This window comes from Marinomonas epiphytica (assembly GCF_054780655.1).
The window spans coordinates 410,441-421,304 of sequence record NZ_BAAGVX010000038.1; the positions used below are offsets into that span (position 1 = coordinate 410,441).

Annotated in this window: 10 protein-coding genes; 2 read left to right on the plus strand and 8 right to left on the minus strand. The window is 45.2% G+C overall.

Annotated elements, in window-relative coordinates:
• Positions 1–466: 466 nt before the first annotated feature.
• The 8 genes from tatC to ACYVGZ_RS14435 all read right to left on the minus strand — a co-directional run bounded on the left by tatC (position 467) and on the right by ACYVGZ_RS14435 (position 6,918).
• The gene (tatC, locus tag ACYVGZ_RS14400; RefSeq protein WP_460757036.1) at positions 467–1,201 is read right to left on the minus strand and encodes a twin-arginine translocase subunit TatC; all 735 of its coding nucleotides are present in this window, start codon (positions 1,199–1,201) and stop codon (positions 467–469) included.
• Positions 1,202–1,236: 35 nt separating this feature from the next.
• The gene (tatB, locus tag ACYVGZ_RS14405; RefSeq protein WP_460757039.1) at positions 1,237–1,659 is read right to left on the minus strand and encodes a Sec-independent protein translocase protein TatB; all 423 of its coding nucleotides are present in this window, start codon (positions 1,657–1,659) and stop codon (positions 1,237–1,239) included.
• Positions 1,660–1,662: 3 nt separating this feature from the next.
• Positions 1,663–1,887 carry a Sec-independent protein translocase subunit TatA gene (gene tatA / locus ACYVGZ_RS14410; RefSeq protein WP_460757042.1) on the minus strand — a complete coding sequence of 75 codons (225 nt, stop codon included), beginning with the start codon at positions 1,885–1,887 and terminating at the stop codon, positions 1,663–1,665.
• A gap of 9 nt (positions 1,888–1,896) precedes the next feature.
• Positions 1,897–2,232 carry a phosphoribosyl-ATP diphosphatase gene (locus ACYVGZ_RS14415; RefSeq protein ID WP_460757045.1) on the minus strand — a complete coding sequence of 112 codons (336 nt, stop codon included), beginning with the start codon at positions 2,230–2,232 and terminating at the stop codon, positions 1,897–1,899.
• Positions 2,233–2,248: 16 nt separating this feature from the next.
• Positions 2,249–3,892 (minus strand): ubiquinone biosynthesis regulatory protein kinase UbiB, encoded by a 1,644-nt coding sequence (gene ubiB / locus ACYVGZ_RS14420; RefSeq protein ID WP_460757048.1) that lies wholly within the window; start codon positions 3,890–3,892, stop codon positions 2,249–2,251.
• 2 nt (positions 3,893–3,894) lie between these two features.
• Positions 3,895–4,650, minus strand: a complete 756-nt coding sequence (gene ubiE, locus ACYVGZ_RS14425) for a bifunctional demethylmenaquinone methyltransferase/2-methoxy-6-polyprenyl-1,4-benzoquinol methylase UbiE (RefSeq protein ID WP_460757050.1) — start codon at positions 4,648–4,650, stop codon at positions 3,895–3,897.
• A 98-nt stretch (positions 4,651–4,748) separates the two neighbouring features.
• Complete coding sequence (locus ACYVGZ_RS14430; protein WP_460757053.1) at positions 4,749–6,275, minus strand: GGDEF domain-containing protein; 1,527 nt, start codon at positions 6,273–6,275, stop codon at positions 4,749–4,751.
• Positions 6,276–6,297: 22 nt separating this feature from the next.
• Positions 6,298–6,918: a thiol:disulfide interchange protein DsbA/DsbL gene (locus tag ACYVGZ_RS14435; protein WP_460757056.1), complete on the minus strand. Its 621-nt coding sequence runs from the start codon at positions 6,916–6,918 to the stop codon at positions 6,298–6,300.
• Between the two features lie 260 nt (positions 6,919–7,178).
• Between ACYVGZ_RS14435 and yihA the strand changes: the two genes are divergently transcribed.
• Together yihA and ACYVGZ_RS14445 are read left to right on the plus strand one after the other, a co-directional pair.
• Complete coding sequence (gene yihA, locus ACYVGZ_RS14440) at positions 7,179–7,817, plus strand: ribosome biogenesis GTP-binding protein YihA/YsxC (RefSeq protein WP_460757058.1); 639 nt, start codon at positions 7,179–7,181, stop codon at positions 7,815–7,817.
• 234 nt (positions 7,818–8,051) lie between these two features.
• Positions 8,052–9,368 (plus strand): methyl-accepting chemotaxis protein, encoded by a 1,317-nt coding sequence (locus ACYVGZ_RS14445; RefSeq protein ID WP_460757061.1) that lies wholly within the window; start codon positions 8,052–8,054, stop codon positions 9,366–9,368.
• Positions 9,369–10,864: the final 1,496 nt, after the last annotated feature.

The following is a 10,864-nucleotide window of genomic DNA, read 5'->3' on the forward strand; positions in this document are numbered from 1 at the left end:
AATGAAACCAAATCAAACCGGTGTTATGCGATATCATCGCCAACCCCATTGGTGTAATGCGCCGTTGGGTGCGCTGCGCCCATGATTGGACCAAACCAAATCGGTGTTATACGATGTCATCGCCAAATCCATTGGTATCGAATCGTGGAATCATCAACCCCATTGGAATTATGCACCGTCAATCGTAGGGCGCCGTTAGGCCGAAGGCCGTAATGCGCCGTTGGGCGCGCAGCGCCCATGATTGAACCAAACCAAATCGGCGTTATACGATGTCATCGCCAAATCCATTGGTATCGAATCGTGGAATCATCAACCCCATTGGAATTATGCACCGTCAATCGTAGGGCGCCGTTAGGCCGAAGGCCGTAATGCGCCGTTGAGTGCGCAGCGCCCATGATTGGACCGGCGTTGAATTTAATAGGTGTAACACGAGGGTTTTGCCCTCGGCGTCAGGTTCTCTTTGTGCCTACGATTGCTCGTCTTCGGCTTTAACGGTTCGGCCAGCAATCAAGCCAATTTCAAAAAGCAGCCACATGGGAATGGCAAGCAGGGTTTGTGAGAAAATATCAGGGGGGGTGATCAACATGCCAATGACAAAACAACCCAGGAAAATATATGGGCGCTTCTTTGACAAGCTGGCAACATCGGTTACACCAGCTTTAATCATGAGGTAAGTGGCAACAGGAATTTCAAAGGTTATCCCAAATGCAAAAAACAGTTTAAGGACAAAATTTAAATAGTTGTTAATGTCGGTCATCACGGTCACTTCACCTGGCCCCACAGTGGTAAAAAAACCAAAAATGAGCGGCAAAACAACAAAGTAAGCAAATAAGACCCCTGCATAAAATAAGAAAATACTGGAAATGAGCAATGGAATGGCAATTTGCTTTTCATTTTTATAAAGGGCCGGAGCAATAAAAGACCAGGCCTGATAAAGAGTGAAAGGTACAGATATTAAGACGGCAACGGCAAAGGTTAATTTGAGTGGCGCTAAAAAGGGAGAAGCAACCTCAGTCGCAATCAGCGAGCTACCCTCAGGCAGTAACAAGCGCAAAGGTTCAGAAACGAGTAGGTACAGTTCATTGGCAAAAGCGTACATTCCAACAAAAAGCAGCAGAATCACCAAGACCGCTTTTAATAAACGATTTCTTAGCTCCACAAGATGAGAAACAAGAGGGGCTTGTTGTTTTGCTGATTCCATAGTGTATTTTGCTCAAAAACAGGATAGAAGAATAATTAACTAGCGTTTTGTTTGTCGCTCACAGCTTGTTCATGCGATTGCAGCGGCTCATTTTGAACGACAACGGGTTCTTTCTCTGGCAAAGGCGTGATGGTATTCTGAATGACCTTTTCTGCACTCTGCGCCGACTCGCCACTTTGATCAGCCTCTTTTTTTATAGCCTTAGCAGTTGAAAGAGTTGTGTTCTCTGTGAGAGCTTCCTCAGCAAGTGCTTTCTTGTTTGTTTCCATTAGCTTGCGAGTCATTTCTTCATCATCAAGCTGAGCATTAATCTCTCTTTGTACTGAGTTAATGCTACGGCGAATTTTACGAATCCAAAGTCCTGCTGTCTTAGCTGCATGGGGGAGACGCTCAGGGCCCAAAATCAAGAGCGCCACCACAAAAACAATAAGCAGTTCAGAAAAACCTATGTCGAACACGGTTTAAGCGCTCTTATCGTTTTTATCAACGTTGTGCTCAACGTCGATCACTTTATTCTGTGCGGTTTTATTGGCTTCTTCGTCATCTTCTTTGTTTACCGCTTCCTTGAAACCCTTCACTGCGCCACCTAGATCAGAACCCAAGTTTTTCAGTTTTTTGGTACCGAAAATAAGAACAAGAATGGCTAAAACAATAAGCAATTGCCAAATACTGATTCCACCTAACATAAATTTCTCCTACTTTTTCGTGCGACTGGCTTTTTCTTCTAGGCCAGATAAGTTAAATCGACGTGCCAACTCTTCTAGTACAGCATCAGGGCCAAGATCTAAATGCGATAACATGACTAGCGTGTGAAACCAAAGATCCGCTGTTTCATAAACCAAATCTGATTTATCCCCTGAGGCAACAGCGTCTTTAGCGGCAATAATGGTCTCAACGCTTTCTTCTCCGACTTTTTCAAGAATCTTATTCAGACCTTTTGCGTGTAGACTGGCGACATATGAAGAGTCGGCGGCAGCGCTTTTACGCTGTTCTAGAGTGGCGGCGAGTTCTGCCAATACATCAGTGTTCATTATAATCTCTCAAATGTTACGGTTTTAATACAAGCAGATACAAACCAATCAAAAACAAGCCTGCATTCATTAAGTCAACGTTTCTTAAATGTTCCAATGAAGCCGGATCTGTCGTGATCCAAGCCGCTCCTAAACTTACCAAGCCTAATAGCTTAAATGGTAAATTTTTATGATTTTTCTTTAGCCTCTTGCTGAGCTTTTCGATTGCTTGAGTCTGGGCCTGCATGCTCTCTTGTTGCTGAGATATTTGCTGTAATGCTGTAAATACCAAGTTCGGAATCTGGGGCAGTTGTCCAGCCCATTCAGGAGCTTGTTTGCGAACTTCTTCAACGACTCGTTTCGGGCCAACCTGCTCATGCATCCAGCGCTCTAAAAACGGTTTTGCTGTAACCCATAAATCCAAGTCTGGATAAAGCTGGCGTCCTAACCCTTCGATATTTAACAGGGTTTTTTCAAGTAAAACTAATTGCGGCTGCACTTCCATGTTGAAGCGCCTAGCGGTCTGAAAGAGCCCCAATAAAACTTGCCCAAATGAAATGTCTTTCAGTGGCTTGGCAAACATTGGTTCGCAAACACTGCGAATCGCGGACTCGAAAGCATGAACAGGAGTTCCCTTAGGTACCCAGCCACTTTCTACATGGAGTTCAGCTACTTTACGGTAATCTCGCGTGAAGAAAGCAAGCAAGTTACGAGCCAAGTAGCTTTTATCAGAGTCGTCCAAACTCCCCATAATTGCGCAGTCAATGGCCATGTATTTTGGCTTTTGCGGGTTGCTAACATCAACAAAAATGTTACCAGGGTGCATGTCTGCATGGAAAAAACTGTGGGAAAAAACCTGCGTGAAGAAAATTTCCACGCCTCGTTCTGCCAAGCACTTCATATCAGTACCGGCAGCATTAAGAGCGGTTATGTCAGCAACTGGTATCCCAGCAATGCGCTCCATTACCATGACGTTACGGCGGCAATAGTCCCAATAGACTTGAGGTACATATAGGAGCTCTGAATCAGTGAAATTTCGTTGTAAAAGCCCTGTGTTTGCCGCTTCTTTTGCTAAGTCCAGCTCATCCATTATGGTGTATTCGTAGTCAGTTACTACTTCTACTGGGCGTAATCTTCGGCCATCAGCACTGAGCTTCGCGACCATGTGAGCCAAGCTGTAAAGTAGCCCTAGGTCTTGGCGTATGGTTTTTTCAATACCAGGGCGAATGACTTTTACGACAACCTCTTCGCCGCCATGAAGTGTGGCGGTATGAACTTGAGCAATCGAGGCAGAGGCAAGTGGTGTAACATCAAATTGGGCAAATAGTTGTGCTACAGGCTGTTGTAAATCCTTTTCGATGATCTGCTGAGCCACTTCCCCTGGAAAAGGCGGGACCTTGTCTTGTAACTTCGCCAATTCGTCTGCCAAGTCATCTTCTAAAAGGTCTCTGCGAGTTGAAAGGATTTGTCCAAACTTAACAAAAATTGGCCCTAATGACTCCAATGCTAGGCGTAAGTTCTCCGCTCGATGTTGTTTCGCTTTGCTTGCACCAATAGAGCACAACAGGCCTAAGCTGTAGCGTAAATACCAAGGTAGTAAGTGAAACGGAATAAACGCATCCAAACGGTAGCGTACTAGGGTGTATGCAATACGAAGAAAACGCGACGCACTTTTAAACATGGTTAAAACTTAAAGCCTTTGTGAAGGGCAACGATCCCACCAGTGAGATTTTGAAAGCTCGTGCGTTCAAAGCCCACTTCATCCATCATGCCTTTTAAGGTTTCCTGGTCCGGGTGCATACGAATGGACTCAGCTAAATAACGGTAGCTTTCTGCGTCGTTGGCAATCAATTTACCCATTGTTGGTAGCAGACGGAAAGAATACTGGTCATAAACCTGTGATAGCATCTCGGACTCAGGTTTTGAAAATTCCAGTACCAATAAACGGCCACCTGGTTTCAGTACACGGTACATAGAAGCCAAAGCTTTTGATTTATCGGTCACATTACGCAAGCCAAAGGCAATCGTGATGCAGTCAAATGTGTCATCAGGGAACGGCAGTTCTTCGGCATTCGCTTGCACGAACTTAACATTTCCTACTACTCCGCGGTTGGCCAATTTATCTCGGCCTACCTTCAGCATAGAGTCGTTAATGTCAGCTAAAATGACTTGTCCTTGGCTTCCAACTAAACGGGAAAACTTGAGCGTTAAGTCACCTGTGCCTCCAGCGATATCAAGAACCGTTTGTCCTGCTCGTACGCCAGATTGACTAATAGTATGACGCTTCCAAAGACGGTGGACGCCACCAGACATTAGGTCATTCATAATGTCGTACTTAGCAGCAACGGAATGAAAGACCTGCGCAACAGCTTCAACTTTCTTTTCTGTAGGCACTTCTTTATAACCGAAGTGAGTGGTCTTGTTTTGGTCTTCTTGCATAAACTGGATCATCCTAAAAGCGGTTGCAGTAACCGATTATTCTCTAATTTCTACTATTGTAACTGGCACAGTAAAATACGCATACAGCTTTGTTTCAGTTAACGGTCAATCATTACTTTATTACGGCCATTCTCTTTGGCTAAATAGAGTTGTTTGTCTGCGCGAGCGAACAATTCATCAGGCACTTCATTTTGTCGCGCCTCGGCTACACCAATGGAAACGGAAACCGAAACAGGCTCCCCCTCCATGTTAAATGGCGTTTTTTCGACTTCGAGACGTACACTTTCGGCTTTTTTCGCTGCTTGCTCCAAAGTAGTGCTAGGGAAAATGATGATAAATTCCTCGCCACCATAGCGAAACATGAGGTCTGATTTGCTGAGCGCATTACGGATTTGCCTAGGTACCAAGCGGAGAACCTTATCGCCAGCTAGGTGGCCATAAGAGTCATTGACACTTTTAAAGAAATCAATATCACATACGGCAATACAGAGCTTAAGGTCAGATGATTTCATATTTTGCAGTAAAAGCTGAATATGCTCTTGATAAGCGGCTCGGTTCGGTAGCTGGGTGAGGGCATCTGTTGTTGCTTGAGCAAGCTGTTCTTGCAGCATGGTACGCAATACTGAGGCGTCTTTTTCCATGAAATTAACCTTATTCTTTAACAAGGCAATAGATTGATTTGCTTGCTTTTCTTGGCTGTCCATTTGGCTGCGGTATTTTACCATGGTGTCAGTAATGGCTGCCATGCGCTGATCGATGAGTTGCTTCAGACTTTCTAAGTCACTTGCGCTTTTTACATCCTTGCTGGTATTTGTTACTTGCTCTCTTAACTGTTGATCAAAGTTTTCACGGCTCTTAGAAAGAGTGCGTTGTTTTTTATAGCTGCTAACAATTGATTGATTAATACTGGCCAATTGGTCGTTAAGCTGGTTTAAATAGTTAGTTAGTCCCCGTTGGGTATCGCCTATGGCGATCATGATCAGACTAACGGCCTCATTAAGCAGTTTGGGGAGTCGAGCTAAATCTCGGTTCGAGCTAAAAGAATACTGAAGTTGCTCAAGATCTTGGTCGTACTGTTCTGGTAATGACAGGTTCTTCATAAGGTTGGCGAATAAATTGCCGATCTCGAGTGTCACGTCCAGTTCGCTACCCTGCTTTTTCGGGCCTTCCGTACGATTAAAAAACTTCTGAAAAAATGGAGTTCTGCTTCGATCTGCTGGAGCTTTGTTATTAAGGGTTGCCTCAGCAAGTTCAAAGTAATTTTGGAATATTTCTGGCCAATGGCAAGGGGCTTCCCAGTGGCTTCGTATCATGGTCTCAAGCTTGCGCTTACCATTGAGTGGAACAGAATTGGGCTGCTGTTCTAATAAATCCATTAGATCGTGAAGGGTGTCTCTCACTTGCTTGGCTCGATTTAAACGAGCTGTATCACTTTTTAATATAAAAGGTTCTGCTTGGCTTAAAGCATGCTGAATTTCCTTGGCATCTTCTGTTTTGGAGATCTTTTGTCGAATCTGGCGTACAACGGAATCCAGCTCAGGGTCATTTCCCTCAGCTAGCATGCTAGTGCGTGATACGGCTTTTCTAAGCGCCTCAACCAGCTTTTCGTTTGAGGATTCCGTCATACTTGCTCCTTATGAACGAGCCTTATAGGTTACGTTCCTTCTCAATCAAGAAATCGACCACTTTATAAATATTGTTATTTCCGTTAGCAGTTTGTGCCGTCACCATGTATTTGCCATTAACAATAATGCCAGGAACACCGCGAGCTCCGTATGCTCTTATTTTAGCATCAGCTTGCTTTAAACGACTGTTAACGGCAAAGGAATTGTACAGCTTATGAAATTCATCTTCATTGACCCCGTGCTTGACAAAAAAGCTGGCTAAGGCGTCTTCAGAGTTCATACGCTTACCTTCTTGATGAATAGTGTTAAATAGATCAGCACGAATGTCTTCTTCAATACCAAGAATATCTGCCACATAAAAGGCTTTAGCATGATCCACCCAACCACGGCCAAATACGGCAGGCATGAATTTAAAATCTACATCTTCAGGAGCGTTAGCAGCCCACGCAAGGGTAATTGGCTCTAAGCTGTAACAGTGTGGGCAGCCGTACCAAAAAATTTCGACTACTTCGATCTTATTTGGATCTTCAGTGCGTACAGGGTTTTTAATGGTGGTGTAACCATTGCCGTCACTGTAATCAGCCGCCATAGCGCTAAAAGGTAACAGCAAGGTGAAAAGTAAAACGGACAGTAACTTGTTCATGAAAATGTTCTCCTAACAATCGTAAAATATCAGTGTTATAGCTATTGTGCACACTGGGCTATGAATTACGATTACTTCTAATGTGTAAAGTTCTTCTATTTCAACAAGTTTACGTAAAACTTACAACAAAAGAATCGCTTCACAGAGAGCCTTACAATAACAATAAAACTCACAAGACGGTTTTCATGGTAAATAGGCCCTAAAACTGGCATGATACGCACTCAATTTTGATCATCAGTAATAACAGACGAAAACTAATTATGACCCCCTTTGACGCCATCTTTCAATCTGCGCATTTTATTAAAAGTGCCGAAAAACTCTCACAATGCCCACTTGATCAGGGCCTGGAAGTGGCATTTGCAGGACGCTCCAACGCGGGTAAGTCAACGGCGTTAAATACACTTGCAAATCAAAGAAAACTGGCTCGCACATCAAAAACACCGGGCCGTACTCAGCTGATTAACTGCTTTGGTTTAAACCTAGAAGACAGACGTTTAATAGATTTACCAGGTTACGGCTTTGCCAAGGTGCCGTTAGAGATGAAGAAAGTCTGGCAAGCACACATGCAGGATTATCTGATGAACCGTCGTTCATTGGCAGGGGTTGTTCTTGTGATGGACATTCGTCACCCACTTAAAGAGTTCGACACCATGATGCTAGATTGGGCAGCGGCGAACGGTATGAAGGTGCATGTTCTTTTGACTAAGTCAGATAAACTCAAACGTGGCCCTGCCAATAACGCAAAATTTGCCGTTCAAAAAGCCATCAAAGAGCTCAACATCGACGGTAGTGTACAAACTTTCTCAGCGTTAAACGGCGATGGAGTAGACGCACTGCGAATCAAACTTGCCGCTTGGCTTGCGTTCGAAACCCCAGACGAAATTCCAGTCGCTTTTTAACGCCTGTGTTTGAACCAACAACCAGATCGTCAGATTCAAACGAGAGCTTTGTAAATCGTAATGTGCCGTGGGCGCAGTGCTCTTAGTTGAATCGACATTGATAGTTGTACCTATTGCTGGCATTTTGTCGTTGTTTTGTAATCATCTCCAATTATCGTTGCACTTTGTAATTAAGCACGTCTAAAATGACTTTTACGCTCAAATAGTGTCAAAAGTAAGTTCGGGAGAATCTTAATGTTTTTTCAAAACAAGAAGTTACTAGCTCAAATTAAAAAACTAGAAACGGAGTTAAAAGGATTTAAGGATATCCGAGATAGCCTTAATGAAGAAATGATCAGTTTTAGAGTCGACCATAATGGTCACCTTACGTCTGTAAATCAAAACTTCATGAATGCTACTGGTTATTCAGAAAACGACATTATAGGTTCTCCATTAAAATCTATCATCGCTAGTAACTTTGAAATAAAAGCTGAGTCTCAAACATTTCTAGCCGCTTTAAATTCTGGTAAGCACTGGCATGGAGCGCTTAACCTGACAACAGCAAGTGGTGGCGAAGTCTGGTTACGATGCATTGTTCAACCTTTAAAAAAATCCCTTGAAGATAAAGCATCTTTTGTCATTTTTGGCTCTGAGCTGACACAGACCATTACCAAGTCCAATGAAATGAAGGACATGCTTTTAGCGCTTGATCGTTCTTCTGCTGTTATTGAGTTCACACTCGAAGGTATAATCCTCGAGGCTAATAATAATTTCTTACAAGGTGTAGGTTACAGCAAAGGCGAAATTGTTGGCCAACACCATCGAATTTTCTGCACTCCCGAAGAAGCCTCTTCGGAAGAGTATGCCGAGTTTTGGCGTAAACTGGCCAGCGGTCAATTTGTTTCAGGCCGATTTAAGCGAATAGATAAGATGGGGCAAGTAATTTGGCTTGAAGCGAGTTATAACCCTATTCACGATGAAACAGGCAAACTCTATAAAGTCGTTAAGTTTGCTACCGTTATTACTGAGCAAATGGAACGGGAGACAGCGATTTCGCAAACGTCGAACATCGCTTATGAAGTGTCAATTGAAACCGACACCAATGCCACCACAGGTATTGAAGTATTGAACTCCACCATAGAAACCATGTCGTCATTATCGTCTCGAATGAGTGATGCCAGCCAGGGGATTTATGCCCTAGACTCCCAGTCAGCCAAAGTATCTGAACTGGTCGAGGGGATACGAGGTATTGCTGATCAAACTAATTTACTTGCTTTGAATGCCGCAATTGAAGCGGCCCGTGCTGGTGAGCAAGGTCGAGGTTTTGCTGTAGTAGCAGACGAAGTACGTCAACTTGCCTCCCGCACCAGCTCGGCTACCGAACAAATTATCGATGTAGTGGCAGAAAACAAACAGCTTACTGAAAAAGCCGTTTCGCTTATCGAATCCAGCTTAGAAGAAGCAGAAAGCGCCTTAGCATTATCGAATAATGCTGGCGAAGTGATGAACAATATTCAAACCGGTGCCAAGCAAGTTGTTGATGCCGTTAAAGAATTCCAAAAATCACTATAAAACCTATTATCCTAGATCACGGTTCGCGAAGCGAATCTGACGCCGAGGGCATAGCCCTCGTATAGCGCCAATGCGGTTTGGTTCAACCATGGGCGCAGCGTACCCAACGGCGCATTACGGCCTGCGGCCTAACGGCGCCCTACGATTGACGGCACATTGTGTTTAATCGAAAAATTGCATGTTGATGTGTAGGTCACGGTTCGCGAAGCGAATCTGACGCCGAGGGCATAGCCCTCGTATAACGCCAATGTGGTTTGGTTCAATCATGACCGCTTCGCACCCAACGGCGCATTACGGCCTTCGGCCTAACGGCGCCCTACGATTGACGGGGCATTGTGTTTAATCGAAAAATTGCATGTTGATGTGTAGGTCACGGTTCGCGAAGCGAATCTGACGCCGAGGGCGTAGCCCTCGTATAGCGCCAATGTGGTTTGGTTCAACCATGGCCGCTTCGCACCCAACGGCGCATTACGGCCTTCGGCCTAACGGCGCCCTACGATTGACGGGGCATTGTGTTTAATCGGAGCATTGCATGTTAATGTGTAGGTCACGGTTCGCGAAGCGAATCTGACGCCGAGGGCATAGCCCTCGTATAGCGCCAATGTGGTTTGGTTCAATCATGACCGCTTCGCACCCAACGGCGCATTACGGCCTGCGGCCTAACGGCGCCCTACGATTGACGGCACATTGTGTTTAATCGAAAAATTGCATGTTGATGTGTAGGTCACGGTTCGCGAAGCGAATCTGACGCCGAGGGCATAGCCCTCGTATAACGCCAATGTGGTTTGGCTCAATCATGACCGCTTCGCACCCAACGGCGCATTACGGCCTTCGGCCTAACGGCGCCCTACGATTGACGGGGCATTGTGTTTAATCGGAGCATTGCATGTTATGTGTAGGTCACGGTTCGCGAAGCGAATCTGACGCCGAGGGCATAACCCTCGTATAGCGCCAATGTGGTTTGGTTCAATCATGACCGCTTCGCACCCAACGGCGCATTACGGCCTGCGGCCTAACGGCGCCCTACGATTGACGGGGCATTGTGTTTAATCGAAGCGTTGCGTGTTGATGCGTAGGTCACGGTTCGCGAAGCGAATCTGACGCCGAGGGCATAGCCCTCGTATAACATCAATGGATTCGATTCAATTATGGGAGCTTCGCACCCAACGGCGCATTACGGCCTTCGGCCTAACAGCGCCCTACGATTGACGGGGCATTGTGTTTAATCGAAGCGTTGCGTGTTGATGCGTAGGTCACGGTTCGCGAAGCGAATCTGACGCCGAGGGCATAGCCCTCGTATAACATCAATGGATTCGATTCAATTATGGGAGCTTCGCACCCAACGGCGCATTACGGCCTGCGGCCTAACAGCGCCCTACGATTGACGGGGCATTGTGTTTAATCGAAAAATTGCATGTTGATGTGTAGGTCACGGTTCGCGAAGCGAATCTGACGCCGAGGGCGTAGCCCTCGTATAGCGCCAATGTGGTTTGGTT

Bases quoted from the DNA above. Each gene is read 5' to 3' on its own strand.
- ACYVGZ_RS14435 (WP_460757056.1), bottom strand. From the start codon at position 6,918: ATGAACAAGTTACTGTCCGTTTTACTTTTCACCTTGCTGTTACCTTTT.
- ubiB (WP_460757048.1), bottom strand. From the start codon at position 3,892: ATGTTTAAAAGTGCGTCGCGTTTTCTTCGTATTGCATACACCCTAGTA.
- ACYVGZ_RS14445 (WP_460757061.1), top strand. From the start codon at position 8,052: ATGTTTTTTCAAAACAAGAAGTTACTAGCTCAAATTAAAAAACTAGAA.
- tatC (WP_460757036.1), bottom strand. From the start codon at position 1,201: ATGGAATCAGCAAAACAACAAGCCCCTCTTGTTTCTCATCTTGTGGAG.
- tatA (WP_460757042.1), bottom strand. From the start codon at position 1,887: ATGTTAGGTGGAATCAGTATTTGGCAATTGCTTATTGTTTTAGCCATT.
- ubiE (WP_460757050.1), bottom strand. From the start codon at position 4,650: ATGCAAGAAGACCAAAACAAGACCACTCACTTCGGTTATAAAGAAGTG.
- ACYVGZ_RS14430 (WP_460757053.1), bottom strand. From the start codon at position 6,275: ATGACGGAATCCTCAAACGAAAAGCTGGTTGAGGCGCTTAGAAAAGCC.
- yihA (WP_460757058.1), top strand. From the start codon at position 7,179: ATGACCCCCTTTGACGCCATCTTTCAATCTGCGCATTTTATTAAAAGT.
- ACYVGZ_RS14415 (WP_460757045.1), bottom strand. From the start codon at position 2,232: ATGAACACTGATGTATTGGCAGAACTCGCCGCCACTCTAGAACAGCGT.